This window comes from Microbacterium sp. NPDC055988, from assembly GCF_042269505.1.
Classification (GTDB): Bacteria; Actinomycetota; Actinomycetes; order Actinomycetales; family Microbacteriaceae; genus Microbacterium.
On record NZ_JBHJXY010000001.1, the window covers coordinates 1,076,093 to 1,101,286 of the forward strand.

Below are 25,194 nucleotides of genomic sequence, written 5' to 3' on the forward strand. Positions count from 1 at the left end.
GTTATCCGTTCAGCGCCTTGTCGGCGGCGTTGATCATGGCCTGCCAGTCGTCACGAGTGGCCTGCGTCTCGGTCTCGGCACCGCTTTCGAGGCCGAGCAGCAGCGCGTCGGAGTTCGTCTTCATGAGTCCGGTGGACTCGGCGAACGTCTCGGCGGGGAGCCCGGCGAACGGCACCTGCGTGCTGGCGAAGCGCTCGTCCGTCATGCGGAGGCTGATCCAGTCGGGGTCGAACGCGTTCCACAGCGTCCACAATGCGGCACCGGGCTTGTTCTTCCCGTCGGAGTTGACGCCGGAGAACTGCGCCCAGACCCCCGCGTGCTCGAACGGCGAGACCTGCAGCGCCGGGTTCGGGTTGAACAGCGTCTGGTTCAGCGCGATGGGCACGTCTCCGCTCGACAGCGGGGCACCCTGGTCCTCCAGCAGCTTCAGGTTGCCCGAAGACATCAGCTCGTCGATCAGGTCGACCATCTTGTCTTCACCCTCGGCCATGCCGTACCCGGCGAAGACCACCGCGTTGTAGCCGGCGACCGAGACCTTGTCCTTGTACTCGGGCGCGAGCAGACCGTCGAGCGTCTCCGGAACGGCATCCACCTTCTCGGTGTTGTACTGGATGAGAGTGCCGTTGATGCTGTCGGGCATGAGCTCGGGGGCGCCGATGGTGAGGTACTCCTCCGGCACGCCGAAGCTCGCCCAGTCGACCTTCTCCCAGAAGCCCTCGTCGTACATCGCGGCCATCGAGGTGATCGAGCCGGACACCACGTCGGTGTTGCGCGATCCCGTGGCCTTGGCCGAGATGATCGCCGACGAGAGGTTGTAGGTCAGACCGCGGGTCTCGACCTTGATGTCGGGGAAGCGCTCGTTGAACTGTGCGATGACATCCGGCGACAGCTCGTACCAGTCCCAGATGACCAGCGTGCCGTCGTCGGCCTTCTTCGCCTCTTCGTAGAGGGCGTCGAGCTGCTTGTCGATCTCGGGCCAATAGTCGTCGTAGAAGTTCTCGCAGCGGGTGATCGCGCCGACTTCGACGGCGTCGCAGACTGCCGAGGCGGCATCGCCCTTGAGCGCGCTGTCGCCGGATGCGGCCTCGCTCTGCGTGCCGCAGCCGGTCAGGGCGAGCGCGAACGTCGCCGTGACGGCGATAGCTCCCAGTGTTCTCTTCATGATCTGAATGTCCTCTCTGACATCAGGTGTGTGATTGCGGGTGTGGTGCGGATCAGGCGCCCAGCACGCGGCAGGCGTGCGGGACCAGTTCGAGGAAGACCCTGCCGCCCTCGGGGGGTGTCGCTAGCGGTGCGCCGCGGCCGACGATCGTGGCGACGGACTCACCCTCGGTGAGCACCTCGGCCTCGTACTCGACGATCTCGCCGAGGAACTCCACCCGCACGATGCGCACGGGGAGCACGTTGGGGCGCTCGACGTCGGTCTCGTGCCAGCGCACGGTCTCGGGACGGAAGGTCAGCGTGACCTCGTCGCCCGCGGAGACGCCGTCGGGCACGGGCGTCTGCAGCCGGGTGCCCAGGGCCTCGACCACCGCGTCGCCGGCGCCGTCGCGCTCGATCACCACGGCGGGGATCATGTTCGCGCGGCCGACGAAGTTCGCCACGAAGCGGTCGGCCGGCTGGTCGTAGAGCTCGCGAGGCGTGGCCTCCTGCACGATGCGCCCGCCGTTCATGACGGCTACGCGGTCGGACATCGACAGCGCCTCGGACTGGTCGTGCGTCACGTACAGGGCGCTGATGCCGAGGGTGCGCTGCAGGCTCCGCAGCTCGTTGCGCATGGTGTCGCGCAGCTTGGCGTCGAGGTTCGACAGCGGCTCGTCGAGCAGCAGCAGCCGCGGGCGGTGAGCAAGGGCCCGGGCGAGTGCGAGCCGCTGCTGCTGGCCGCCCGACAGCGCGGTGGCCGGACGCTGCGCGAGGTGGTCGAGCTGCACCAGCTCCAGCGCCTCCATCGCCCGCTTTCGCGCCTCCTGCTTCGGCAGCTTCGAGCCCGCGACCTGCAGCGGGAAGATCGCGTTGGCGAACACGGTCATGTGCGGCCAGATCGCGTAGTTCTGGAACACCATGCCGATGTCGCGCTTGTCAGGAGACACGTGCTCGGTGCCCGTCGAGAGCACGGTGCCGTCGAGCGAGATGACCCCGCCGTTGCTCCGCTCGAGCCCGGCGACACAGCGCAGCGTCGTCGTCTTGCCGCACCCCGACGGTCCGAGGAGCGAGTAGAACGTCCCCGGCTCGATCGTGAAGGTGACGTCCTTGACCACGGGGACGGCGGCGCCGTCGAGCTCGTAATCCTTCTTCAGGGCGTCGACGACGAGTCGGCCGCCTCCGGATCTCTCGGTCATGGGAGCCTTCTCCTGCTTCCTGGTTCTGGATGTTGGATCCACTGCGAGTGCCGTCATCATCGTCCCTCTCTCACGACCGAGCTCACCGTCTGCGGGGCGGCCGGTGCGCCCCAGGGCCGCGGCTTCTCGAAGAACACCACGACGATCGCGCACACCGCGAAGGCGATGGCCGAAAGGAGCAGCGACTGCGACATGGCCGCGGCGAGTCCGCTGCCGTCCTCGGCCGTCAGCTCGGTTCCCGGGTGGATCGCGCCGGGGACGAAACCGGTGATGTGCGCGGCGAGCGTCACGTTCATCAGCACGGCCAGCAGAGCCGATCCGATCACCGACCCCATCTGCCTGGTCGTCGAGTAGACGCCCGATCCCGCTCCCGCCTGCGTGTGCGGGAGGTTCCGCGTGGCCGTCGACGCGAGCGGGCCGAACATCCCGGAGACGCCCACACCCAGCAGGGCAGAGGGCAGCAGCAGGAGCCAGAACGGAGCATCGAGGGTCATGGTCGCCGCGTACCAGACCATGGCCGCGGCCGAGATGACGAAGGCCGCGAAGGTCACCCAGCGCGGGCCGATCCGGTCGCTCAGCTTGCCGACGAACGGCCCGAGCGCGCCCGAGACGACCGCCATCGGCGCGAGCATCAGCGCTGCGAGCGTCGGGTCGAGGCCCCGGGCGACCTGGAAGTAGAAGGCGAGCGGCACGGGCATCGCGGTGATGCCGACACCGACGAGGAAGATCGTGGCGTTCGCGACCGAGAAGTTGCGGTCGCGGAAGAGCGCGAGCGGCATGAGCGGCTCGGCACGATTGAAGCGCTGCCACAGCACGAAGAGCACCAGCAGCACGACGCCGGTGACGATCACGCCCCACACCGTGATCGGGCCGAGGATCACACCCCAGTCGTAGACCTCGCCCTCCTGGATGCCGAACACCAGCAGGAACAGTCCGAGTCCGGACAGGGCGACGCCGATGCCGTCGAAGCGGTGCGGATGCCCCTCGAGGTTAGGAACCAGACGCCAGGCGACGACGAAGGCGACGATCCCGACGGGCACGTTGACGAAGAAGATCCACTCCCAGCCGACCGTGTCGGTGAGCACGCCGCCGAGGATCGGACCGACGAGCGTCGCCAGTCCGCCGACCGCGCCCCACGCCCCCATGGCCTGACCTCGACCGCGCGGCGGGAAGACCCGCGCGATGATCGCCATCGTCTGCGGCGTCATCAGCGCGGCACCGAAGCCCTGCACGGCCCGCGCCGCGATGAGCATCTCGATGCTGCCGGCCAACCCGCACGCCAGCGAGGCGACGGTGAACACCACGAGGCCCACGAGATAGACCCGCTTGGGGCCGAACCGGTCACCGAGCCGGCCGGTCACCAGCAGCGGGACCGCATAGGCGAGCAGGTAGGCACTGGTGACCCAGATGACCGTGGTGAGGTCGGCGTCGAAGGCAGCGAGGATGACCGGGTTGGCGATCGCCACGATCGTCGTGTCGACGAGGATCATGAAGAAGCCGATGCACAGCGCCCACAGGGCCGGCCACGGTCGGACGTTCTGGTTCATGGATCTCTTTCGGGAGGGATCGTCGCGGGTCGGGAGCCGGTGTCCGTCCACTCAGCCCCTGATGTGGAGGACGGACACCGGAGTTTCCGGGAAGCGGTCAGGAGCCTGCAGCGGGGATGCCGGTGACGAGCTCGCCCAGCAGGGGGGTCGAGACCGCGTAGATGCCGTGGTTGGCGAAGAGCCAGATCACGTTGCGGTCCCACTCGACGAAGATGCCGTGCACGGGTGCGGCGAGGTCATCGTCGTCCTTGAGCCCCATCGGCGGCACGAAGTACGCACCCACCTTCGGGTGCTCCGGGTCGCGCACGTCGAAGATCTGCAGCCCCGCCGCGTAGAACGCGTAGGGGATCACTCCGCCGTGCGGTGTGCCCGTGTTGGTGAAGTAGCCCGAGCGCTTGGGGCCGAACGACCCGCGGCGCTGCGCCCAGTCGGTGAACGCAGCCTCTGCCGGCGGCGTCGGGCGAGGCAGCGTGCGAACGACCCGCGGGTTCGTCGGGTCGCTCACATCGATCTGGTAGATCTCCTTGGCCGGCTCGTAGCAGTCGGTGTTCATCGGGTAGCCCGAGACGTAGACGTAGCCCGTCTCCTCGACCTGGGTGGTGTCGACGTTGTCGCCCTCGGTGCCGGCGACGCTGACCGGGAGGTGGCACCAGCCGACGTGGTGGATGTTCGTGGGATCCGACACGTCGAGCACGAAGAAGCCCTGACCACCCTGGGCGGCGTAGCCGTACTTCCACCCGGACTCGACCGAGCGCGGCATGAAGATGCCCATGCGCGAACCGAACCACGAGGTCTTGTTGTTCCAGCGCTCGTTGTCGGCGAGGTACTCGGAGTCCGCCTCCTCGCCGGCGCGGGAGCCGGGCACCCACCAGTTCGAGAGCAGTTCGGGCTTCGCGGGGTCCGACACGTCGTAGGCGGCGTGCCCCGCCGTCCACAGCGTGGTCTTGTACGGCTGGTTGGTGAAGGTGTTGTCGGGCGCGGTCGCCACGAAGAGGTACTTGTCTCCGTAGTAGACCGGCAGGTCGAGCACGCCGTTGCCCTCCTGGATCTCGTCCGGCCCGTGATTCGGGTCGGTCGAGACCTCGGTGATGAGGGTCCAGTCGCGCGGGCTCGGGCCGTTCATCTCCCAGGTGCGGAAGCCGCGCAGGCCCTCCCACTCCTTGAGCTGCCCCTCGACGGTGTCGTCGATCCACTTGTTGGCGACGCGTCCCTTGAGGAAGTACCGCGGGGTCTCGCTCGCCTGGATCGCGATGTGCTTGCCGAGCTTCTGGTTCCACTGCACCGTGGTGGCGCCGAACTGCGGGCGAGGGTCGTCCCAGCCCCACTGCTCCTCGTCGACGATGGCGAGGTCGCGCGGGTCGGTGATGTCGTAGAGCTTCCAGTGGTTGCCGCCGCCGTAGTGCAGCATGAGGCGGCGGCCGTCCCAGTCGTAGATGCACTGCCAGGAGTGGCTGGTGTTCACCACGATCGGGTAGAACGCCTCGGCGGTCGCGTTGAGCGAGTACGTCTCGGGGTCGCGGTAGTCGAGCTGGCCGGGCCAGTCGACGAAGACGTCGCGCGGCACCGACGGCGTGTGCTCCGGCGGCAGGAAGGTGCCGTCGGGCTGCATGCCCCAGGTGGAGGAATCGGGATCAGCCGGTTCATCCTCGACGCGCTGGAAATCCTCCGGGCGGTACTTCTTCGCATCGGGCACGTAGGGAGAGCCGGCCATGTCGCCTCCATTGGCTGAATCGGGTGAGATCGTCACGACGTCGTGTCGTCTCATCAGGTTCACCCTGCGGGAGCGATGCTGTCCAATATCCATACGGGTCAGAGCTATGACCATTCGGACATATCAGCCGGCGAAGCGCGGCTCCGTCTGCGCATACTCGCGCTCGAGTTCGGCGAGACGTGCACCCTCTTCGCGCAGATGGGCCAGCAGCGCAGATGCGGCGGGTGAGGGCGCCCGGTCCTTCGGCACCGTCACACCGACCGAACGGCGGATGGAACTCAGCGGAGTGGGCAGGATCCGCAGCTCGCGGTCGTCGACGGCGATGAACATCGGCAGGGCCGCGATCACGTCGGTCGAGATGAGCAGGGTCCGCAGCGTCAGCATCGAGGTGCACTCGACACGGTCAGGCGGCAACGGCAGCCCCTCGTGGAAGAAGACGGCCTCGAGCTCGGCGCGCAGGGCCGTCTGGGCGACAGGGAAGATCCACGGATACGAGATCAGCTCGGCGAGCGAGTTGGCCTTGATGCCGCCGAGCACCGGATGCCCGGCTCGCGCGACCAGGCGGATCGGCTCCTGGTGAAGGCGCTCCTGCTCGAGCCGCACCGGCACGGTGGGCGACAGGCGCCCGACCGTGAGGTCGAGGTCGCCGGCGAGCAGCAGCTGTTGCAGGGTGTCGGGCGTGCCCTCGCGAACGACGACGGTCAGCCGCGGATACTCGGCCTTCAGCGCGGCGATGGCCCGCGGCAGCAGCAGGTTCGAGCCGGCGAGGTGGGTGCCGACCGTGACGGTGCCGAGCTGCCCCGACTGCAGCAGCCGCACCTCCTCCCCGGCGGCGCGCAGCTCGGCGAGCACGGAGCGGGCGCGCTCGATGAACGAGTGCCCGTACTGCGTCGGCCTGACCCCGCGGGGCAGCCGTTCGAACAGCGGCACGCCCAGCACCTCCTCGACCTCGCGGAGGCCGCGGGTGACCACGGGCTGGGTGATGTGCAGCGACTCGGCGGCGCGCACCAGGGTGCCTTCGTCGGCGATGGCGGTGACGAGGACGAGGTGACGGATCTTGACCCGTCCGTCGAGCAGTCGATCGGTGACCATGATCCGGACTATAGCCGTATGGGCATGGCAGTGCATCAAGAGAGTATTTGTCGGCATCCCTCGAACCTTCCTAGCCTGAGCCCATGCCTTCCGAGACGATGACGCCTCCCCTCCGTGCCGCCGAGGCGGGACGGGCGCCGCGCGCGATCCACAACATGATCGCCGGCGAGCGCGTGGAGGGCGTCGCCACCTTCCAGAAGATCAGCCCGGTCGACGGCGCGATCATCGCCGAGGTGCACGAAGCCGGCACCGAGCAGGTCGACCGCGCCGTGGCCGCTGCCCGTGCGGCGTTCGACGGACCCTGGGGACGGATGACGGTGGCCGAGCGCGCCCGTCTGCTGCGCGGGGTGGCCGATGCGATCGACCGCCGCGCCGAAGAGCTCGTCGCGGCAGAGGTCGGCGACACGGGCAAGCCCGAAGCCCTCGCCCGCGACCTCGATGTGGCGCGGGCCGCCGCGAACTTCCGCTCCTTCGCCGACACGGTCTCGTCGGCCGGACTCGACTCCTTCCTGACCGAGCTGCCGGACGGGCGTCGCGCCCTGAACTACGCGGTGCGCAAGCCGCTCGGGGTCGTCGCCGTGATCGTGCCGTGGAACCTCCCGCTGCTGCTGCTCACGTGGAAGCTCGCCCCGGCTCTCGCCACCGGCAACACGGTCGTGATCAAGCCCTCGGAGGAGACGCCGTCGTCGGCCACACTGCTCGCCGAGATCCTGGCCGAGGCCGGCGTCCCCGCCGGGGTCGTGAACGTCGTGCACGGCTTCGGCGCCGACTCCGCCGGCGAGGCGCTCACGAAGCACCCGGGCATCGACGGCGTCACCTTCACCGGAGAATCGTCCACCGGATCCGCCATCATGCGGGCGGTCTCGCCCCGCGTGCGCCCCGTCTCGTTCGAGCTCGGCGGCAAGAACGCCGCTGTCGTGTTCGCGGATGCCGACCTCGACGCCGCCGTCGCCGGTCTCGCCCGCTCCACCTACCTCAACACCGGCCAGGTGTGCCTGTGCACCGAGCGCATCTATGTGCAGCGTGCGGTCTTCGACGATGTCGCGGCCGGCCTCGCCGAGCACGCCTCCCGCCTGCGTCTGGGTCGCCCCGAGGATCCGGCCACGACCACCGGCCCCCTCATCTCGCAGGCGCACCGCGACAAGGTGCGCTCCTACTTCGACCTCGCCGTCGCCGAGGGCGCGACCGTGCTCGCCGGCGGTGGCATCCCGACCCTCGGCGACGGACTCGACGGCGGATCGTGGATCGAACCGACCCTGTGGACGGGCCTCGACAACAGCCACCGCACCGTGCGTGAAGAGGTGTTCGGTCCGGTCGCCGCTCTCATCCCCTTCGACACCGAGGAGGAGGCGATCGCGCTGGCGAACGACACCGACTACGGCCTCGCCGCCGTCACCTGGACCACCGACCTCACCCGCGGACACCGCGTGGCGCAGCAGATGCGCACGGGTATGTCGTGGGTCAACACCTGGTATCTGCGCGACCTGCGCAGCCCCTTCGGCGGCGTCGGCCTCTCCGGCATCGGCCGCGAGGGCGGGCACCACTCGCTCGAGTTCTACACCGAGCCGACGAACGTGTGCGTGCAGCTGTGACCGGCATCCACGATTCGGATGCTGTCCGTGCGGCGGACGAGCGGCTGCGGCTCGCGGCCGAATCCGGGCGCCCGTGCACCCCGGTGCGCGACCTCCTCGGCGAGACGGATCAAGATGCCGCGTACGCGGTGCAGTCGCTCGGCATCGCCCGGCGCCTCGAAGGGGGCCGCCGGGTCGTCGGCCGCAAGATCGGCCTCACCTCGCCCGCCGTGCAGACGCAGCTCGGCGTGGACAGCCCCGACTACGGCGTGCTGCTCGACGACATGATGTTCGCCGACCGTGAGCCGATCGACCTCGCGCGCTTCCTGCAGCCGCGGGCCGAGGCCGAGGTCGCGTTCGTGCTGGGCCGCGACCTCGACTCCCCCACCACGCACGTCGCCGATGTGATCCGGGCCACGGAGTTCGTGCTCCCCGCGATCGAGGTCGTCGACTCCCGCGTGGCCGGGTGGGACATCCGCATCACCGACACCATCGCCGACAACGCCTCCAGCGGGGCGGTCGTGCTCGGCACCACGCCGCGACGCCTCGATGGGTTCGACCTGACCGCGCTCGGCATGACCCTCGACCGCGAGGGCCACCCGGTCTCGACGGGATCAGGGGCCGCGTGCCTCGGGAGCCCGGTGATCGCGGTGGCCTGGCTGGCACGCGAGGTCGCCCGGCGCGGAGAACCCCTGCGCGCGGGCGAGGTCATCCTCTCCGGCGCGCTCGGCCCCATGGTCGATGCGGCCGCCGGGGTGTACCGCGCCCGGCTCGACGGGCTCGGCGAGGTGCGCGCCGACTTCTTCGGTGCGGCATCCGGAACAGCATCGAGCACGTCATCGGAAGGGGCTGCGGCATGACCGTCGGCATCGCCATCATCGGCTCGGGAAACATCGGCACCGATCTGCTCATCAAGGTCAAGCGGCTCTCGACCACGCTGCATGTGGTCGCGATGGCCGGCATCGACGAGCAGTCCGACGGGCTCGCCCGTGCACGCCGACTCGGTGTCGCCACCACTCACGAGGGCGTGGACGGACTCATCGCGATGCCCGAGTTCGCCGATGTCGAGCTGGTGTTCGACGCGACCTCGGCCGGCGCCCACGCCCGCAACGACGCGCTCGTGCGCAACGCCGGACGAGTGATGGTCGACCTGACCCCCGCGGCCATCGGCCCCTACGTCGTGCCGGTCGTGAACCTCGAGGCGCACCTCGGTGCGACGAACGTGAACATGGTGACGTGCGGTGGCCAGGCCACGGTGCCGATGGTGGCCGCGGTGTCGCGCGTCGCCCCGGTGGCCTACGCCGAGATCGTCGCGTCGATCGCGTCGAAGTCGGCCGGTCCGGGCACCAGAGCCAACATCGACGAGTTCACCGAGACCACCGCCCGCGCGCTGGAGGTGATCGGCGGCGCCGACCACGGCAAGGCGATCATCGTGCTCAACCCCGCCGACCCGCCGCTCATCATGCGCGACACCGTCTTCTGCCTGGTCGAGGGCGACCCCGCTGCGCTGGACCGCGATGCGGTCACCGCCTCGGTGGCCGACATGGTCGCCGACGTGCAGGCCTACGTCGGGGGCTACCGCCTCAAGCAGCAGGTGCAGTTCGACGCGGTCGACGAGGCCTACGTGCCGGCGCTCGACCGCCCGTTCCGCGGCACGCGCGTGAGCGTGCTGCTGGAGGTGGCCGGCGCCGGGCACTATCTTCCGGAGTACGCGGGCAATCTCGACATCATGACCTCGGCCGCCCTGCGCACGGCCGAGCGACTCGTCGCCGAACGGACAGGGGTTCCCGCATGACCGCCTCATCTCCCCGTGTGTACGTGCAAGACGTCACCCTCCGCGACGGCATGCACGCCATCGGCCACGGCTACACGACCGAACAGGTGCGTGACATCGCCCGAGCTCTCGAAACCGCGGGGGTCGATGCCATCGAGGTCGCGCACGGCGACGGCCTCGGCGGGTCCAGCGTCGCCTACGGCCAGGGCGCGCACACAGACTGGCAGTGGATCGAAGCGGCGGCCGAGGTGCTCGACCGCGCCGTCCTGACCACCCTGATCCTGCCCGGCATCGGCACGATCGACGACCTCGCCCGGGCCCGTGACCTCGGTGTCGCGAGCGTCCGGGTCGCGACGCACTGCACCGAGGCCGACGTCGCGATCCAGCACATCACCTGGGCGCGCGAGCACGGCATGGACGTCTCGGGGTTCCTGATGATGAGTCACCTCAACGATCCGGGCGGGCTCGCCGAGCAGGCGAAGATCATGGAGACGGCCGGCGCGCACTGCGTGTACGTCACCGACTCGGGCGGGCGTCTCACGATGCGCGACGTCGCCGACCGCGTCGACGCCTACCGCGACGTGCTCGATCCGGGCACGCAGATCGGCATCCACGCGCACGAGAACCTCTCGCTGAGCGTGGCCAACAGCGTCACCGCCGTCGAGCACGGCGTGTACCGGGTCGACGCCTCGCTCGCAGGACAGGGCGCCGGGGCGGGCAACTGCCCGATCGAGGCGTTCATCGCGGTGGCCGACCTGCTCGGCTGGGAGCACGGCTGCGACCTGTTCGCGCTGCAGGATGCGGCGGAAGAGCTGGTTCGTCCGCTGCAGCGCCGCCCCGTCCGCGTCGACCGTGAGACCCTCACGCTCGGCTACGCGGGGGTGTACTCGAGCTTCCTGCTGCACGCCGAGCGCGCGGCCGAGAAGCACGGTCTCGACGCCCGCGACATCCTCGTGGAGCTCGGTCGCCGCCGGATGGTGGGCGGCCAGGAAGACATGATCGTCGACGTGGCCCTCGACCTCGTCGCCGCCCGCTCGGGGGTGACCTCATGACCGCGGATGCCGTGTTCGCCGCCGCGCTCGACACCGCGCAGCGCACCGCGAGCCCGATCAGCCAACTCTCCTCGACCGAAGACGTCGGCCTCGACACCGCCTACGCCACGCAGCACGCTCTGATCGCCCGCCGACTCGCCCGCGGCGAGCGCATCACGGGTCTCAAGCTCGGCTTCACGAGCCAGGCGAAGGCGCAGCAGATGGGCGTGCACGACGTGATCATGGGCACCCTCACCGATGCCATGCGCCTCGACGACGGAGCAGAGTTCGACCGCCGGTCTGCCATCCACCCGCGCATCGAGCCCGAGGTCGCCTACCTCCTGGCGGCCGACATCGACGGGCCCGAGTCCGATCGTCCGCTGGCAGAGGTCGTCGCCGCGGTCGCTCCCGCGCTGGAGATCATCGACTCGCGGTACCGCGACTTCCGCTTCAGCCTCGCCGACGTCGTGGCCGACAACACCTCAGCCGCCGCGTACGTCATCGGTCCGTGGACCCCGTTCCCGCAGGCCGGTGCCCTCGACAACAGGGCCGTGCGGCTCGAGGTCGACGGCAGGGTGAGTGCCACGGGATCGACCGCCGCGATCCTCGGCAACCCCGGCCGTGCCATCGCCGCCGCCGCACGACTCGCCGCCCGCCACGGATTCACGCTGCGCGCCGGCACGGTGCTGCTCGCCGGCGCCGCGACCGCCGCCGTCCCCCTGCCCGACCACGGCGTCGTCGAGGCGACCATCACGGGACTCGGCCGCGTCGGCATCCGTACGCGCGACGGGGCTCACAGCCTCGCGCAGGAGGGATCACGATGACCGGGTCAGGCGGCATCCTCGTCGAGGGCAAGGCGACCCCGCGAGGTCGTTTCCCGCACGTCAAGGTCTCCGGCGACCTGGTCTTCGTCTCCGGAACCTCGAGCAGGCGCCCCGACAACACCATCGCCGGCGCCGAGGCCGATGAGTTCGGGGCCACCCGCCTCGATGTCGCCGTGCAGACCCGCGCGGTCATCGAGAACATCCGCGAGGTGCTGGCCGCCGCCGGCTGCACGCTCGACGACCTCGTGCAGGCGACGAGCTTCCTCGTCGACATGAACGACTTCGCCGAGTACAACGCCGTCTGGGCCGAGTACTTCGACGAGCAGGGCCCGGCCCGCACCACGGTCGCCGTGCACGCCCTGCCGCATCCGCACCTGCGCATCGAGATCCAGGCGATCGCGCGACGCCCCGAACCCGTAACCACCACCGACCACAACACCGCTGCCACTCTCGAGGAGGAGAAATGAGCACCACCACACCCGTCATCCCACCCGTGATCGATTTCCCCGCATGGATCAAGGAGAACGAGCACCTCCTGAAGCCGCCGGTCAACAACAAGGCCGCCTGGACGCCGATGGGCGACTTCATCGTGCAGGTCGTCGGCGGCCCGAACCAGCGCACCGACTTCCACTTCGACCCGTACGAGGAGTGGTTCTACCAGTACCGCGGCAACATGCACGTGAACATCCAGACGCCCGAGGGCCTGCGGCGCATCGACATCCGCGAGGGCGAGATGTGGCTGCTGCCCGGCAACGTCTTCCACTCGCCGCAGCGACCCGAAGAGGGTTCGATCGGCATCGTGATCGAGCGCATCCGCGAAGAGGGGACGCTCGAGAAGTTCGCCTGGTTCTGCCCGAACTGCAACGCCAAGGTGCACGAGGTCGAGCTGCAGGTGCGTGACATCGTCGAGGACCTGCCGCCGGTGTTCCGCGATTTCTACGAGAGCGAAGAGGGGCGCACCTGCCCGGAGTGCGGCGCCGTCCATCCCGGCAAGGGCTGAAGCCCCTTGGGCACGATCGACGTCCACACCCACTTCGTGCCGAGTTCCTGGCCCGACCTGTCCACGCAGGTCGGGCCGGGTCTCTGGCCGACGCTGCGCGTGGACTCCGAGCGCGAGGCGATGATCATGCTCGGCGAGACCGAATTCCGACGCATCGGCGACGACTGCTGGGATGCCGAGGTGCGCCTAGCCGACATGGATGCCGACGGCGTCGAGATGCAGGTCGTCTCCCCCACGCCCGTGTTCTTCTCCTACGACAAGTCGGGTGACGAGGCAGTCAAGGTCGCGCGCATCTTCAACGACCTGGCCCTGGAGATCTGCGCACCCGCACCCGATCGGCTGATCCCGTTCGCGCAGGTGCCGCTGCAGGATCCGGATGCCGCGTGCGCCGAGGCCGACCGCGCCATCGCCTCCGGCCATGCGGGTGTCGAGATCGGCAACCACGTCGGCGACCGGGATCTCGACGACGAGGGCACCGTGACGTTCCTGCAGCACTGCGCCGATCGCGGCATCCCCGTCTTCGTGCATCCGTGGGACATGGCGGGCTCCCCGCGGCTCGATCGGTGGATGGCTCGCTGGCTCACGGGCATGCCCGCCGAGACGCACCTGTCGATCATCGCCCTCATCCTGGGCGGCGTCTTCGATCGCGTGCCGCCGTCGCTGCGCCTGGCGTTCGCACACGGCGGCGGATCCTTCGCCTTCTGGCTGGGCCGGTTCGAGAACGCCTGGCTGCAGCGACCCGATCTGATCGGCGTGAGCGAGCGCCCGCCGTCGGCCTACCTCGACCGGTTCAGCGTCGACAGCGTCGTGTTCGACCCGGTCGCGCTGCGGGTGCTGGTCGAGACACTCGGCACCTCGCAGGTGATGGTCGGCAGCGACTACCCCTACCCGCTGGGCGAGCGGCCCGTCGGCGGCGTCGTCGACCGTGCCGACTTCCTCGACGAGGCGCAGAAGAGCGCCATCCGCCGCGACAACGCCCTGCGCTTCCTGGGGCGCTGACCCCGCACGACCTCGAACGGACCCTCATGAGCACCACCTCCACCCGCCCCGCCATCGACCGTGCGACCTGCACGGCCCTCGACGAGACCGACCCGCTGGCCTCGATGCGCGACCGCTTCGTGCTGCCCGACGGCGTGATCTACCTCGACGGAAACTCGCTCGGCGTGCTGCCGCGGCACACCGCTGCGCACCTGCAGCGCGTGATCACCGAGGAGTGGGGCACGGGACTCATCCGCAGCTGGAACGACGCCGGGTGGTTCGCCAAGCCGCGCACGGTCGGCGACCGCATCGCGCCGCTGATCGGGGCGGATGCCGGCGAGGTCGTGCTCGGCGACTCGACCTCGGCGAGCCTGTTCCAGGCGACGGTCGCCGCTGCCCGGCTGCGGCCGGGCCGACGCGTGATCGTCGCGGAACGCGGCAACTTCCCCACCGACCTCTACATGCTGGAGGCGGTGCAGGAGCTGCTCGGCGGTGGAACACCCCTGGAGCGCCGGCTCATCTCCGACGACGGCCCCACCCTCGACGACGTGCTCGACGATCACGTCGCCGTCGTCGTGCTCACCCAGGTCGACTACCGCACGGGACGGATGCACGACATGGCCGAGGTCACGCGCAAGGTGCACGCCGCCGGTGCGCTGGTGGTCTGGGATCTGTGCCACAGCGCCGGCGCGGTGCCGATCGACCTGAACGGCGCGGATGCCGACTTCGGGGTCGGCTGCACCTACAAGTACCTCAACGGCGGCCCCGGCTCGCCGTCGTTCATCTGGGCGGCCACCCGCCACCACGATGCGGCTCGCCCGGCGCTCACCGGGTGGCACGGCCACGCCCGCCCGTTCGACTTCACCGTCGACTACGCTCCCGCCGCGGGCATCGAACGCTTCCGCGTCGGCACGCCGCAGCTGCTGTCGGTCGCCGGACTCGAAGCCAGCCTCGACGTCTGGGACGACGTCGACATGGAGCTCGTCCGCGAGAAGAGCCTGCGGTTGACCGAGCTCTTCATGTCCCTGGTCGACACGCGGCTGACCCCGCACTGGGGCATCGAGCCCGTCACGCCTCGGGAGTCCAGCCGCCGCGGCAGCCAGGTGTCGCTCCGCCACGAAGACGGCTACGCGGTGATGCAGGCCCTGATCGAGCGAGGGGTCATCGGCGATTTCCGGGCGCCCGACCTCATCCGCTTCGGCTTCACGCCGCTCTACACCTCGTACGCCGACGTGTGGGATGCCGTCGATGTGCTGGAGGATGTGCTGCGCACCGAGATCTGGCGCGAGCCGCGCTTCGCCCGCCGCGGCACCGTCACCTGAGACTCGGCACGATGCTATGAGGGGACCGGCGATGCGTCGCCGGTCCCCTCATTCGCGTTCGCGCGTCTGCGCCGTGTGTGGCGTCAGGCGCTGTCGCCCGCAGCCTCGGTCGCCGCGGCGTCGAGCAGGGCGATGACGCCGTCGCGCACGTGGTTCAGGTGCGATTCGAGCACGCGCAGCGCCTCGTCCGTGTCTCCGGCGGCGACGACGTCGATGAGCTCGCTGTGCGAATGGTCGTGAGCGCCGGGCGAGACCAGGCGCCAGCCGAGCACATAGCGCCCGAGCTTCAGGCGCAACTGCTCGATCATCTCCCACATCAGCGGGCGCGACTCGGCGTCGTAGAGCGTCGCGTAGAACTCGGTGCGCGCCTCGACGAACTCGCCGCCCTCGGAGATGTCGTCCGCCGTCTTGGCGAGCTCACGCAGGCGGTCGACCCGCTCGGGCGTGATCTCAGCCATCGCCAGCCGCAGCGCCTCTTTCTCGAGCAGAGTGCGCAGGTGGTAGACCTCTGTGGCCTCCTCGACCGAGAGCGCACGCACCATCGCGCCGCGGCGGGCGTGGAAGATCACGAGCCCGTCGGCCTCGAGTTGGATCAGGGCGGAGCGGATCGGCAGCCGGGAGATGCCGATGGACTCGGCCAGCGTCTCCTGCCGCAGCTTCATTCCCGGCGGCAGCGTTCCGTCGAGGATCGCATCGCGGATGATGTCGTACGCCATCGCCCCGACCGACCGGTATCCGGCTCCGTGCCGCTGCGCGAGCTTCTGCAGCGCCTCGGCCCGCTCCTTGGGCGACACCACGTTCCCTGATTGCACCATGGGCCGAGGTTATCGGATCGCGGCCCCGAACTCTGCATTCTGGATCCAGAATCACTCGAGTCGGGTCCGACGTCCCGGCGTCCAGCGCCGGATGTCGGGAGCTCGCACACGTGCCGGGCGAAACTGCCGCGCCGATGCCGATCCCGTCCCGTTCCAGTGCCGGATGTCGGGAGCTCGCACACCTGTCGGGAGAAACCGCCGCGTTTCGCCCGACATCTGTGCTTCCTCCCGACGTCCGTACCCTCGCACCTGGCACGACGCGGGGCGCACGGCCGGCCCGCCAGAGCGAAGCGCACACACAGAACGCCCCCTGTCCCGAAGGACAGGGGGCGCACTTCGACGGGCTCAGTGGCCCATCGGGGAGTTACTTGGCGGCGACGACCTGCAGCGTGATGACTGCGGTGACGTCTTCGTGCAGACGCACGGTCGCCTCGTGGTCACCGGTCACCTTGATGGGCGACGGGATGTGCACCTTGCGCTTGTCGATCGAACCCAGGCCGGCGGCTGCGACAGCATCCGCGACGTGGTCGGTCTTGACGGAGCCGAAGAGACGACCCTCCTTGCCGGCCTTGACCGTGAGGCGCACCTTGGTGCCCTCGAGAGCGTTCTTCAGTGCGACAGCGTCGTCACGATCGTGGATCGCGCGTGCCTGACGCGCGGCCTGGATCGAAGCGACCTGCTTTTCGCCACCGCGGGTCCACGCCGTAGCGAAGCCCTGCGGGATGAGGAAGTTACGGGCGTACCCGTTCTTGACCTCGACAACGTCGCCGGCGCTACCCAGCCCGACGACCTCGTTCGTGAGAATCAGCTTTGCCATCTCGATACCCCTTACCGGCCGGCGCCAGCGTAGGGCAGGAGCGCCATTTCGCGCGCGTTCTTGATCGCCGTGGCGATCAGACGCTGCTCCTGCACCGAGACACCGGTGATACGACGGGCACGGATCTTGCCGCGCTCCGAGACGAACTTGCGAAGGGTGGCGACATCCTTGTAATCGATGACACCGACCCGGATGGACTTCGCGGGAGCGGTGGGCTTGCCACCCTTCCGCGGCTTGCGGCGGTCGCCGCTCGACTTTCCAGCCATTGTTTTTCCTTAGTGATGAGCGGCCCTTCGACAAGCTCAGGGACCCAAGTGGGGCCGAGCTCAGGGCCAGAAGTTGTTCAGAACGGGGTGTCGTCGCCGAAGCTGCCCGGAGTGCTCCAGGCATCTGCGCTCGTCGAGGAACCGGGGGTCGACCACGGCTCTTCCGACACCTGCTGCTGCGCCGGGCGAGACTGTCCGCCGCCACCGGCACCGCCGGCACCGCCGGTCGAGGCCGCACGGGTGACCTGCGCGGTCGCGTACCGGAGCGAGGGGCCGATCTCGTCGACCTCCAGCTCGATAGCGGTGCGCTGGTTGCCCTCGCGGTCCTGGTAGGAGCGCTGACGCAGACGGCCCTGCGCGATGACGCGCATGCCCTTCGTCAGCGAACCCGCCACGTGCTCGGCGAACTCGCGCCAGACGGATGCACGGAGGAACAGCGCATCGCCGTCCTTCCACTCATTCGCGGCACGGTCGAAGTTCCGAGGCGTCGAAGCGATGGTGAAGTTCGCCACCGGCAGCCCGTTCTGCGTGTAGCGCAGCTCGGGGTCGGCCGTGAGGTTTCCCACAACGGTGATGACGGTTTCGCCGGCCATGGACGTCAGGCCTTCGCAGCCTTGGCGGCCTTGCGAGCAGCCTTCTCTTCGGAGCGCTTGGCCTCCGAAGCGACCATCGCCTGAGCCTCTTCCGAGCGGAGGACCTTGGTGCGCATGATCTGCTCGTTCAGCTTCAGCTGACGGTCGAGCTCCTGCGTGGCCTCGCTGGTAGCGGTGAAGTTGACGACGGCGTAGATGCCTTCGTTCTTCTTCTGGATCTCGTAGGCCAGACGGCGCTTACCCCAGATGTCGACCTTGTCAATCGAGCCACCATCGTTGGTGATGACCTTCAGGAACTTGTCGAGCGTAGGTGCGACCTGGCGCTCGTCGATCTCGGGAGTCAGAATGACCATGAGTTCGTACTGGTGCGTCACTTACCCACCTCCTTCGGACTAGAACGGCTCTCGGGACTTTCCCGGGAGCAGGAGGGTGTGTGCACGTGCCCGCCCCAGGAATCCCGAATGGACGCCGGAAGGCAGACAACCTCGACAGTCTAGCGGAGATTCCTCCGTGTCGCCCGCACGGGTCGGAGCTCACCCTTGACATGCTGGAGGGCGTGCCTGTGACAGTCGCCGGCACTCGACCAGAGGGGGGACGCCATGCGCGTCAACAAATGGGGGGTCGGCGTGATTCTCGCCGCCGCCGTGCTGCTCACCGGATGCTCGGCGGGCGGGTCCGACAAGCCGGCCGAATCGAAGCCCAGCAGCGGCGCTTCGCAGGAGGCCGAGGCGCAGGCCGCGGACTGCCCTGAGCTCAAGGACGGCGCCACCGTCGACGGCACGGCACTGAGCACCTGCATCTCCGACGCCATGTCCGACACGGCGGGCTACGCAGCGAAGACCGACGTCATGGGCATCGAGTCGACGGCCAAGTTCAACCCGTCCGAGAAGGCCCTCGAGTCGACCTCTCCGGCCGGTTCGCTGATCGCCATCGGCGACGACGTCTGGGTGAAGTCGGCGACGAGCGAGTGGCAGCCCGCCGATCCGAAGTCGAGCGACCCGGTCATCGCCGCGCTGAGCGCCGCCGCCTCCGACATCTCGTCGCTCGACCCGACGACGGCAGCCGAGGCCATGACCGGCGAATTCACGGTGACCGGCACCGGCGAGCGCCTGGGTGAAGAGGTCTACCTGGTCTCGGGAACGATCGAGCAGCAGGGCACCGCGGTCGACGTCGTCTTCGAGGTCACCGCGGACTACGTCAACCTCGCGATGACCAGCACCGCCTCGGTCGAGGGCCAGTCGGTCGAGATCTCGATGGAGATCACCGAGTGGGACGTGAAGCAGGACATCGTCGCACCGCTCTGATCCAGAGCTGATGCTGCGGGCCGGGGCTGCTGCCTCGGCCCGCAGTGCGTTCGGTCATCCCGCTGGACCGGGATGAACTGGACTCCGGGTCACACGGAATGAAGGAGATCACGCGTTATGAAGGAGCCCCTGCCCGATCCGGTCCTTCACGTCGGGATATCTCCTTCGAGTCTCGCGCTCAGTACGTGACCGGTGGGATCTCGGCCCACACCGTGCGGTCGTCGACCGAGGGTGCGGCGGGGATGCGGCCGGCGCCGTCGGGCTCCGGGATCGCGGCCAGCAGCGCCTGCGTGTACGGGTGCTGCGGCGCAGCCCAGAGCTGATCCGTCGGGCCCGACTCGAGCACACGGCCGCCGAACATCACGAACGTGCGGTCGGCGATGCGGCGGACCACGGCGAGGTCGTGCGAGATGAACAGCATCCCCGCTCCCGACTCCGCCACCAGGTCGCGCATGAGCCCCGCGACGCTCGTCTGAGTGGAGGCGTCGAGTGCCGAGATCGGCTCATCGGCGACGAGGAGCGATGGCCGGGCGGCCAGGGCTCTGGCGATCGCGATGCGCTGCTTCTGCCCGCCCGAGAACTGGTGCGGGAAGCGGGTGCTGACCGTCGTCGGCAGGCCGACGCGCTCGAGCCACTCGTCGACGGTCGAGCCCTCGGCGCCGCGCGCACGGGCGGTCGCGATGCCATCGGCGATCTGGTCGCCCACGCGGCGGCGGGGGTTCAGCGAGGTCGCCGGATCCTGGAACACCATCTGGATGCCGGTCATCGCGGTCGGCCGACGACGGATGCCGAGCGGCGCCACGGGAGCGTCACGGAAGAGCACCGTTCCGCCGGCGATCTTCTCGATGCCGACGACCGCGCGGGCGAGGCTGGACTTGCCGCTGCCGGACTCCCCGACGAGCGCGACCGTCTCACCGGCGGCGACGCTGATCGACACGCCGTTCACGGCGATCACGGGCGGGTTGCCGGGGTAGCGCACGACCACGTCCTGCGCGTCGAGGACTCGGACCTCACTCATCTGCGGCCTGCCCTTCCGGTGCCTCATCGATGCGCGAACCCGGCAGGGCCGCGAGCAGCATCCGCGTGTAGTCGTGCTGCGGGTCGAGGAACAGCGTCTCGCGATCGGCGAGCTCGACCACGCGTCCGTCCTTCATGACGGCCACCCTGTCGGCGATCGCACTCATCACCCCCAGGTCGTGCGTGACGAGGAGCACGGCGAGGTTTCGCTCCACCGCGAGGTCGCGCAGGAGTTTCAGGATGCCGGCCTGCACCGTGACGTCGAGGGCCGTGGTCGGCTCATCGGCCAGCAGCACCTCGGGGTCGCACGCGAGGGCGCACGCGATCGCGATGCGCTGCCGTTGTCCGCCCGAGAACTGGTGCGGGTAGCGCTTCAGCGCCTCGGCGGGGTTGGGCACCTGCACGGTCTCGAGCAGTTCGATCGCCCGCTCGCGAGCAGCCGCGCCCTTGAGCCCGAGATGCACGCGCATGTGGTCGGTGAGCTGGCGGCCGACCGGCAGCTGCGGGTGCAGCGACGCCGACGGATCCTGGAACACCATCGCGATGCGCTTGCCGCGCACCTGGTTGAGGGAGCGGCGCCCCCGGCCGACGAGCTCTTCGCCGCCGAGCAGGATCGATCCGCCGGTCTTCGCCTGGCGGGGCAGCAGCCCCAGCACGGCGAGCGAGGTCAGCGTCTTGCCCGATCCGGACTCGCCGGCGAGGCCGTGGATGCGACCGGCCTCGAGTTCGAGCGAGACGCCCTTCACGAGCGGGCGACCGATGTCGATGGTCAGATCGCGGATGCTGAGCACGGAGGATGCCTGCGCGGAGGTCATGCTGCCACCCCCGTCGCCGAGGCCTTGTGTTCCGCGGCCTTCTCGTGCGTGATCTCGGCGGTCGGGTCGAGCACGTCGCGCATCGCGTCGCCGAGGAAGTTGAACGCCAGCACCACGGTCAGGATCGCGAGACCCGGGAAGACCCCGAGCCACCAGGCGTCGAAGTTCTGCATCGCACCCGAGATCATCGAGCCCCACTCGGCGGTCGGCGGCTGCGCACCGAGACCGAGGAACGACAGGCCGGAGAGCAGCAGGATCGCCGCACCGATGTCGAGCGTCGCGAGCACCAGCACCGGACCGGCGATGTTCGGGAGGATGTCGACGAACAGCGTGCGAGCGGGTGAATGGCCGAGCAGCCGTCCGGCGATCACGTAGTTCTGCCCGCGCAGACCCAGCACGATGCTGCGGGTGACGCGCGAGTATTGCGGCCACGACACCACGATCGCCGCGATCACCGCGTTGAACAGCGACGGACCGAGCGAGGCCGCGACCACCATCGCGAGGATCACGGTCGGGAAGGCCATGAACAGGTCGGTGATGCGCATCAGGGTCTCGTCGACCCAGCCGCCGAAGTACCCGGCGACGGCGCCGATGACCGTGCCGATGATCATCGCGGCGATCACGAGCATGAGCGCGAGCGGGAGACTCACGGTCGCACCCGTCATCAGGCGGGAGAAGATGTCTCGGCCGTTGCCGTCGGTTCCGAGCAGCGTGTCGATACCCGGCGCCTGCAGGCGGGGCAGCACTTGGGCGTTCGGCGGATACGGCACCCACCACTGCGCGGTGAAGGCCACGATCACCCAGGCGCCCGCGATGACGGTGCCGATGATGCCGAGCGGGGTGCGCCAGGCGCGGGGCCAGCGGAAGCGGAAGCGGCCGGCCGGCGTGGCTGCGGCGATGCGGCTCATGCGATCCTCACTCTCGGGTCGAGCACGCCGTAGAGGATGTCGACGATGAAGTTGATGAGGAGGTAGATCATGCCGACCACCAGACCGACGCCCATGATGCCGGGCAGGTCGAGGTTGGCGGCGGAGTTGTAGGCGTAGGTTCCGAGCCCCGGCCAGGCGAACACCGACTCGACGAGCACCGTTCCGGAGAGCAGTGCGCCGAAGGCGACGCCCACCACGGTGAGGATCGGCAGCGAGGCCCCGCGGAGCACATAGTCGAGGATCACGCGCATGGCAGGAAGCCCCTTGGCGCGGGCGGCGCGCACGTAGTCGCTGCCGAGCACCTCGAGCACCGAGGTGCGGATGAAGCGGGTGAGCAGACCGATCGTCACGAGCGAGAGCACCATGACCGGGAGCGCGAGGTGCGCGAGGGCGTCGAAGAAGCCGACCGCGTCGCCGTTCAGGAGGTAATCGACCGTGTAGAGGCCGGTCACGCGCGGCGGCGGTGTGATCGAGGGCGAGATGCGTCCGGATCCCGGGGCGATGCGCAGTTCGAGGAAGAAGACGTAGAAGCTGACGAGCGCCAGCCAGAAGGTCGGCACACTCAGCCCGACCAGGGTGACGACGCGGATGACCTGGTCGGTGACGAGGCCACGACGGTAGGCGGCGAGGGTGCCGAGCACGATGCTGACCGCGAGGCTGACGATGATCGCGCCGATCGCGATCTCGATGGTCGCGGGAACAGCGGTGGCGAGGTCGCTGGTGACCGGGCGTCCGGTCACCAGCGACGTGCCGAGGTCCCCGCGGAGCAGGTTCCCCATATAGATGAAGTACTGCACGAACAGTGGCTGGTCGAGTCCGTTCGCCTTGATGAACGCCTCGCGCGTCGCGGGGTTCTGCGAGGCGCCCTCGCCGAGGGCGGCCGAGACCGGGTCTCCCGGCACCAGGTTGGTGAGCGCGAACGTCACGATCGTCACACCCACCAGCAGGAGCAGGGAGGTGCCCGCCCGCCTCAGCAGGTATCCGACCAGAGGCGATCGGCGCCGCTGCGCCTGCCTCTGCACCGCCACTGTCGTCATGGGATGCCCGTTCAGCCGGCGGGCGTGATCTCGGCGATGTCCATCTCCCAGACGGAGTTGTACACCGCACCGCTCACGCTGTCGGCCGACGAGATGTTGCGACCCGGGACGATCAGCGGGACGAACGGACCCTCGGCCTGCATCGCCTCGGCGAACTCGGTGAACGCGGCCGTGCGCTGCTCGGGGTCGGTCGCTGCCGCGGCGCCCGCGGCGATTCCGGCGATCTCGGGGTTGGCCTCCGCTGCCCAGCCGGCACGGAGTCCGACCTTCAGACCGGGAGCGAAGGGCAGGAAGTTCGCGGAGTCCGCGTAGTCCGGACCCCAGAACCACAGGCCGAAGCCCTCGGTGCCGTTGACGTAGGAGTCGAGCTCGGTCGCGAAGGGCGCGGGGGCCAGCTCCACCGTGATGCCGGCATCCTCGAGCTGCGCCTGGATGCGCTCGGCGAGCGGGGTGAACTCGACGCCGCCGACCGGGTAGTCGTTCGGGAACTTCAGCTGGAGGGTCTGACCCGTGTAACCGGATTCCGCGAGCGCGGCCTTGGCCTTGTCGAGGTCCTTCTCCACACCGGACTCCAGGGCGCCTTCGAATCCGGGCGGGATGACGCCGGTCGCCTGCACGGAACCGGCACCGGCCAGCTCGAGCAGTGCGTCGTAGTCGAGTGCGTAGCGGATGGCCTCGGAGATCTTGACGTTCGCCAGCTCACCGGCGACCGCCTCGGACTGGTTCAGCAGCAGGAAGATGGTCTGCCCGGAGGGAACCGAGTCGACCGTGACGTCGTCGCCGAGGCCGGCGACCTGGTCGCCGTTGAGGTCCATCGCGACCATCGAGTCGCCGCCCTTGAGGTTGGCGAGCTGCGTGGCGCTCTCCGAGACGTTGCGGACGACGACGCGCTTGTACGCCGACTCCTCGTCGCCGTTGTACTCGTCGCTCTTGGTCAAAACGACCTGCGACGAGAGGTCGAGGGTGTCGAGCACGAAGGGACCGGAGCCCGCGGACTCGCCGTCGAGGAACTTCTGTGCGGAGTCGGTGCCGTCGGTCGTGCCGCCGTTCTCGATCACGACGTCGGAGTTGACGATGCCGAGCGCCGGGTTCGCCAGGATCGCGGGCAGCTGCAGCAGCGGGGTCTCGGACGTGAACCGGATCGTCTTGTCGTCGACCTCGGTGATGGTGAGGCCGCCGAGCAGGAAGTTCGGCTTCGCGTCGGCCATGCCCTGGATGCGCTGGAGCGAGAAGACGACGTCCTTCGCCTCGATCGGCGAGCCGTCGGAGAAGACGCGGTCGCCCTCGAGAGTGAAGGTGAACTCGGTCGCCTCGTCGTTCTGCTCCCACGAGGCGAGTCCGGGAACCGGCGTCGAGACGTCGGAGCCTTCGAAGTCGACGAGGGTCTCGTACAGCGCCTTCGCGATCATGTTGCCGGTCGGGTCGTAGGTGTGACCCGGGTCGGTCGTCTCGATCGAGAACGCGGTGTCGATGACGAGTGAGTCGGAACCTGCGGAATCGCCGTTGCCGGCCGAGTTCCCTCCCGAGCATCCGGCGAGCGCGAAGATCGCGACCGCTCCGAGCGCGATGACCGGCGTGATGCGGCGTGACGACATGAGGACCTCCAGGGGCGAGGAGTACATTCGGGTGAGTCGCCACCGATGTGGACGACCGGGGATCAGATTCGCATCATATGCGACGATGTGTCCAGCGAGTGTGGGTGGTCTCGACACGCTCTGTCCAGAACGTCGGTCGTGAGGAGCAATATGTCCAGCAAGGATGCGGATCAGTCGAAGCATTCTGGACGAAGTGCCGCCCCATTGGACGAGACGGCATACAGAATCCTCGATGTGCTGCGTGATAACGGTCGCGTCTCGATCGCCGCCCTCGCCGACAAGGTCGGCATCTCCCGCGCGAGCGCGTACACGCGGGTCGAGTCGCTCGTGCACGACGGGGTCATCACGGGCTTCAGCGCCCGGGTCGATCAAGCCAAGGCCGGACTCTCGATCGGCGCGCTCGTGTTCGTCACCGTGATGCCGCAGGCCTGGGCGTCGTTCCGCGAGCGCGTGCTGGAGATGCCCGACGTCGAATGGTGCGCCATCACCACCGGAGAGCACGACGCGATGCTGCTCATCCGCGCGGTCGACGTGAGCGGCGTGCACGAGTTCTCCACCGGGGTGATCGCGCAACTCCCGGAGGTGCGCACCGTGGTCAGCGTCGTCGTGCTCGACGAGGTGATCCGCCGGCCCTACCTGCTGCCGGCCGATCTGCCGGAGCGCAGCACCGAGATCCCGCTCGGGATGACGCGCTGGACGCCGGCCACCGCCGGCCGCGACGCACTGCCCCCGCGCTGAGCCCCGCGCTCCGCGCCCCGCTCCCCGCTGAGGGGTCCCGCTCCCGCTCCCCGCTCCTCGCCGAGGGGTCAGGAAACGC

At 69.1% G+C, this 25,194-nt stretch carries 26 protein-coding genes; 11 read left to right on the forward strand and 15 right to left on the reverse strand.

Features of this window, described 5'->3' with window-relative positions; all coding sequences use genetic code 11:
* Window position 1: 1 nt before the first annotated feature.
* The 5 genes from ACFC14_RS05345 to ACFC14_RS05365 all read right to left on the reverse strand — a co-directional run bounded on the left by ACFC14_RS05345 (window position 2) and on the right by ACFC14_RS05365 (window position 6,689).
* Window positions 2-1,162: an ABC transporter substrate-binding protein gene (locus ACFC14_RS05345; protein ID WP_376101605.1), complete on the reverse strand. Its 1,161-nt coding sequence runs from the start codon at window positions 1,160-1,162 to the stop codon at window positions 2-4.
* A 52-nt stretch (window positions 1,163-1,214) separates the two neighbouring features.
* Window positions 1,215-2,339 carry an ABC transporter ATP-binding protein gene (locus tag ACFC14_RS05350; protein ID WP_376101607.1) on the reverse strand — a complete coding sequence of 375 codons (1,125 nt, stop codon included), beginning with the start codon at window positions 2,337-2,339 and terminating at the stop codon, window positions 1,215-1,217.
* A 56-nt stretch (window positions 2,340-2,395) separates the two neighbouring features.
* A complete protein-coding gene (locus ACFC14_RS05355; protein ID WP_376101609.1) occupies window positions 2,396-3,886 on the reverse strand; it encodes a DHA2 family efflux MFS transporter permease subunit in 1,491 nt (496 codons plus the stop codon).
* Between the two features lie 97 nt (window positions 3,887-3,983).
* Window positions 3,984-5,597, reverse strand: coding sequence for an LVIVD repeat-containing protein (locus tag ACFC14_RS05360; protein ID WP_376101611.1), 1,614 nt, complete (start codon window positions 5,595-5,597; stop codon window positions 3,984-3,986).
* A gap of 123 nt (window positions 5,598-5,720) precedes the next feature.
* A complete protein-coding gene (locus tag ACFC14_RS05365; protein ID WP_136042492.1) occupies window positions 5,721-6,689 on the reverse strand; it encodes a LysR substrate-binding domain-containing protein in 969 nt (322 codons plus the stop codon).
* Window positions 6,690-6,772: 83 nt separating this feature from the next.
* Between ACFC14_RS05365 and ACFC14_RS05370 the strand changes: the two genes are divergently transcribed.
* From ACFC14_RS05370 to kynU, 9 genes are read left to right on the forward strand one after another with little or no spacing between them, the layout of a single operon-like run.
* Window positions 6,773-8,281, forward strand: a complete 1,509-nt coding sequence (locus ACFC14_RS05370; RefSeq protein WP_376101613.1) for a 2-hydroxymuconic semialdehyde dehydrogenase — start codon at window positions 6,773-6,775, stop codon at window positions 8,279-8,281.
* Entirely contained in the window at window positions 8,278-9,120 is an 843-nt protein-coding gene (locus ACFC14_RS05375) for a 2-keto-4-pentenoate hydratase (RefSeq protein WP_376101615.1), read from the forward strand. The genes ACFC14_RS05370 and ACFC14_RS05375 overlap by 4 nt, the downstream gene beginning before the upstream one ends.
* A complete protein-coding gene (locus ACFC14_RS05380; RefSeq protein WP_376101616.1) occupies window positions 9,117-10,055 on the forward strand; it encodes an acetaldehyde dehydrogenase (acetylating) in 939 nt (312 codons plus the stop codon). Before ACFC14_RS05375 ends, ACFC14_RS05380 begins: the two co-directional genes overlap by 4 nt.
* Window positions 10,052-11,086: a 4-hydroxy-2-oxovalerate aldolase gene (dmpG, locus tag ACFC14_RS05385; RefSeq protein ID WP_376101618.1), complete on the forward strand. Its 1,035-nt coding sequence runs from the start codon at window positions 10,052-10,054 to the stop codon at window positions 11,084-11,086. Before ACFC14_RS05380 ends, dmpG begins: the two co-directional genes overlap by 4 nt.
* Entirely contained in the window at window positions 11,083-11,889 is an 807-nt protein-coding gene (locus tag ACFC14_RS05390; RefSeq protein WP_376101620.1) for a 2-keto-4-pentenoate hydratase, read from the forward strand. Before dmpG ends, ACFC14_RS05390 begins: the two co-directional genes overlap by 4 nt.
* A complete protein-coding gene (locus ACFC14_RS05395; RefSeq protein ID WP_136042497.1) occupies window positions 11,886-12,356 on the forward strand; it encodes a RidA family protein in 471 nt (156 codons plus the stop codon). Before ACFC14_RS05390 ends, ACFC14_RS05395 begins: the two co-directional genes overlap by 4 nt.
* Window positions 12,353-12,889 carry a 3-hydroxyanthranilate 3,4-dioxygenase gene (locus tag ACFC14_RS05400; protein ID WP_136042498.1) on the forward strand — a complete coding sequence of 179 codons (537 nt, stop codon included), beginning with the start codon at window positions 12,353-12,355 and terminating at the stop codon, window positions 12,887-12,889. The genes ACFC14_RS05395 and ACFC14_RS05400 overlap by 4 nt, the downstream gene beginning before the upstream one ends.
* A 6-nt stretch (window positions 12,890-12,895) precedes the next feature.
* On the forward strand, window positions 12,896-13,888 hold the full coding sequence (locus ACFC14_RS05405; RefSeq protein ID WP_376101622.1) for an amidohydrolase family protein: 993 nt from the start codon (window positions 12,896-12,898) through the stop codon (window positions 13,886-13,888).
* 26 nt (window positions 13,889-13,914) lie between these two features.
* Complete coding sequence (gene kynU / locus ACFC14_RS05410) at window positions 13,915-15,189, forward strand: kynureninase (protein WP_376101624.1); 1,275 nt, start codon at window positions 13,915-13,917, stop codon at window positions 15,187-15,189.
* 83 nt (window positions 15,190-15,272) lie between these two features.
* On the opposite strand, the gene ACFC14_RS05415 is transcribed toward kynU, so the two are convergent.
* The 5 genes from ACFC14_RS05415 to rpsF all read right to left on the reverse strand — a co-directional run bounded on the left by ACFC14_RS05415 (window position 15,273) and on the right by rpsF (window position 18,054).
* A complete protein-coding gene (locus ACFC14_RS05415; RefSeq protein WP_376101626.1) occupies window positions 15,273-16,004 on the reverse strand; it encodes a GntR family transcriptional regulator in 732 nt (243 codons plus the stop codon).
* Between the two features lie 364 nt (window positions 16,005-16,368).
* Window positions 16,369-16,821 (reverse strand): 50S ribosomal protein L9, encoded by a 453-nt coding sequence (gene rplI, locus ACFC14_RS05420; protein ID WP_136042503.1) that lies wholly within the window; start codon window positions 16,819-16,821, stop codon window positions 16,369-16,371.
* An 11-nt stretch (window positions 16,822-16,832) separates the two neighbouring features.
* Window positions 16,833-17,087 (reverse strand): 30S ribosomal protein S18, encoded by a 255-nt coding sequence (rpsR, locus tag ACFC14_RS05425; RefSeq protein ID WP_017829850.1) that lies wholly within the window; start codon window positions 17,085-17,087, stop codon window positions 16,833-16,835.
* Between the two features lie 77 nt (window positions 17,088-17,164).
* Entirely contained in the window at window positions 17,165-17,680 is a 516-nt protein-coding gene (locus tag ACFC14_RS05430) for a single-stranded DNA-binding protein (RefSeq protein ID WP_021201451.1), read from the reverse strand.
* A gap of 5 nt (window positions 17,681-17,685) precedes the next feature.
* On the reverse strand, window positions 17,686-18,054 hold the full coding sequence (gene rpsF / locus ACFC14_RS05435) for a 30S ribosomal protein S6 (protein WP_029264265.1): 369 nt from the start codon (window positions 18,052-18,054) through the stop codon (window positions 17,686-17,688).
* Window positions 18,055-18,279: 225 nt separating this feature from the next.
* On the opposite strand from rpsF, the gene ACFC14_RS05440 reads away from it, so the two are divergent.
* The gene (locus ACFC14_RS05440) at window positions 18,280-18,984 is read left to right on the forward strand and encodes a hypothetical protein (protein ID WP_376101629.1); all 705 of its coding nucleotides are present in this window, start codon (window positions 18,280-18,282) and stop codon (window positions 18,982-18,984) included.
* Between the two features lie 178 nt (window positions 18,985-19,162).
* Here the strand turns inward: ACFC14_RS05440 and ACFC14_RS05445 are convergent, their stop codons facing one another.
* From ACFC14_RS05445 to ACFC14_RS05465, 5 genes are read right to left on the reverse strand one after another with little or no spacing between them, the layout of a single operon-like run.
* Window positions 19,163-20,002 (reverse strand): ABC transporter ATP-binding protein, encoded by an 840-nt coding sequence (locus ACFC14_RS05445; RefSeq protein ID WP_376101631.1) that lies wholly within the window; start codon window positions 20,000-20,002, stop codon window positions 19,163-19,165.
* On the reverse strand, window positions 19,995-20,816 hold the full coding sequence (locus tag ACFC14_RS05450; protein WP_376101633.1) for an ABC transporter ATP-binding protein: 822 nt from the start codon (window positions 20,814-20,816) through the stop codon (window positions 19,995-19,997). Before ACFC14_RS05450 ends, ACFC14_RS05445 begins: the two co-directional genes overlap by 8 nt.
* Window positions 20,813-21,724, reverse strand: a complete 912-nt coding sequence (locus tag ACFC14_RS05455; RefSeq protein WP_105712017.1) for an ABC transporter permease — start codon at window positions 21,722-21,724, stop codon at window positions 20,813-20,815. Before ACFC14_RS05455 ends, ACFC14_RS05450 begins: the two co-directional genes overlap by 4 nt.
* Window positions 21,721-22,782 (reverse strand): ABC transporter permease, encoded by a 1,062-nt coding sequence (locus tag ACFC14_RS05460; RefSeq protein ID WP_105712016.1) that lies wholly within the window; start codon window positions 22,780-22,782, stop codon window positions 21,721-21,723. The genes ACFC14_RS05455 and ACFC14_RS05460 overlap by 4 nt, the downstream gene beginning before the upstream one ends.
* Before the next feature lie 11 nt (window positions 22,783-22,793).
* Window positions 22,794-24,377, reverse strand: a complete 1,584-nt coding sequence (locus ACFC14_RS05465) for an ABC transporter substrate-binding protein (protein WP_376101635.1) — start codon at window positions 24,375-24,377, stop codon at window positions 22,794-22,796.
* Between the two features lie 150 nt (window positions 24,378-24,527).
* On the opposite strand from ACFC14_RS05465, the gene ACFC14_RS05470 reads away from it, so the two are divergent.
* Window positions 24,528-25,115, forward strand: a complete 588-nt coding sequence (locus ACFC14_RS05470) for an Lrp/AsnC family transcriptional regulator (RefSeq protein ID WP_237682566.1) — start codon at window positions 24,528-24,530, stop codon at window positions 25,113-25,115.
* Window positions 25,116-25,194: the final 79 nt, after the last annotated feature.

Excerpts from the sequence above, each read along its gene's own strand:
- ACFC14_RS05465 (WP_376101635.1), bottom strand. The coding sequence starts at position 24,377 with ATGTCGTCACGCCGCATCACGCCGGTCATCGCGCTCGGAGCGGTCGCG.
- ACFC14_RS05400 (WP_136042498.1), top strand. The coding sequence starts at position 12,353 with ATGAGCACCACCACACCCGTCATCCCACCCGTGATCGATTTCCCCGCA.
- kynU (WP_376101624.1), top strand. The coding sequence starts at position 13,915 with ATGAGCACCACCTCCACCCGCCCCGCCATCGACCGTGCGACCTGCACG.
- ACFC14_RS05445 (WP_376101631.1), bottom strand. The coding sequence starts at position 20,002 with ATGAGTGAGGTCCGAGTCCTCGACGCGCAGGACGTGGTCGTGCGCTAC.
- ACFC14_RS05450 (WP_376101633.1), bottom strand. The coding sequence starts at position 20,816 with ATGACCTCCGCGCAGGCATCCTCCGTGCTCAGCATCCGCGATCTGACC.
- ACFC14_RS05415 (WP_376101626.1), bottom strand. The coding sequence starts at position 16,004 with ATGGTGCAATCAGGGAACGTGGTGTCGCCCAAGGAGCGGGCCGAGGCG.
- rpsR (WP_017829850.1), bottom strand. The coding sequence starts at position 17,087 with ATGGCTGGAAAGTCGAGCGGCGACCGCCGCAAGCCGCGGAAGGGTGGC.
- ACFC14_RS05460 (WP_105712016.1), bottom strand. The coding sequence starts at position 22,782 with ATGACGACAGTGGCGGTGCAGAGGCAGGCGCAGCGGCGCCGATCGCCT.
- ACFC14_RS05470 (WP_237682566.1), top strand. The coding sequence starts at position 24,528 with ATGTCCAGCAAGGATGCGGATCAGTCGAAGCATTCTGGACGAAGTGCC.
- ACFC14_RS05345 (WP_376101605.1), bottom strand. The coding sequence starts at position 1,162 with ATGAAGAGAACACTGGGAGCTATCGCCGTCACGGCGACGTTCGCGCTC.
- ACFC14_RS05440 (WP_376101629.1), top strand. The coding sequence starts at position 18,280 with ATGCGCGTCAACAAATGGGGGGTCGGCGTGATTCTCGCCGCCGCCGTG.
- rplI (WP_136042503.1), bottom strand. The coding sequence starts at position 16,821 with ATGGCAAAGCTGATTCTCACGAACGAGGTCGTCGGGCTGGGTAGCGCC.
- ACFC14_RS05365 (WP_136042492.1), bottom strand. The coding sequence starts at position 6,689 with ATGGTCACCGATCGACTGCTCGACGGACGGGTCAAGATCCGTCACCTC.
- ACFC14_RS05430 (WP_021201451.1), bottom strand. The coding sequence starts at position 17,680 with ATGGCCGGCGAAACCGTCATCACCGTTGTGGGAAACCTCACGGCCGAC.
- ACFC14_RS05355 (WP_376101609.1), bottom strand. The coding sequence starts at position 3,886 with ATGAACCAGAACGTCCGACCGTGGCCGGCCCTGTGGGCGCTGTGCATC.
- ACFC14_RS05370 (WP_376101613.1), top strand. The coding sequence starts at position 6,773 with ATGCCTTCCGAGACGATGACGCCTCCCCTCCGTGCCGCCGAGGCGGGA.
- ACFC14_RS05395 (WP_136042497.1), top strand. The coding sequence starts at position 11,886 with ATGACCGGGTCAGGCGGCATCCTCGTCGAGGGCAAGGCGACCCCGCGA.
- ACFC14_RS05455 (WP_105712017.1), bottom strand. The coding sequence starts at position 21,724 with ATGAGCCGCATCGCCGCAGCCACGCCGGCCGGCCGCTTCCGCTTCCGC.
- ACFC14_RS05360 (WP_376101611.1), bottom strand. The coding sequence starts at position 5,597 with ATGGCCGGCTCTCCCTACGTGCCCGATGCGAAGAAGTACCGCCCGGAG.
- ACFC14_RS05390 (WP_376101620.1), top strand. The coding sequence starts at position 11,083 with ATGACCGCGGATGCCGTGTTCGCCGCCGCGCTCGACACCGCGCAGCGC.
- ACFC14_RS05380 (WP_376101616.1), top strand. The coding sequence starts at position 9,117 with ATGACCGTCGGCATCGCCATCATCGGCTCGGGAAACATCGGCACCGAT.
- ACFC14_RS05350 (WP_376101607.1), bottom strand. The coding sequence starts at position 2,339 with ATGACCGAGAGATCCGGAGGCGGCCGACTCGTCGTCGACGCCCTGAAG.
- dmpG (WP_376101618.1), top strand. The coding sequence starts at position 10,052 with ATGACCGCCTCATCTCCCCGTGTGTACGTGCAAGACGTCACCCTCCGC.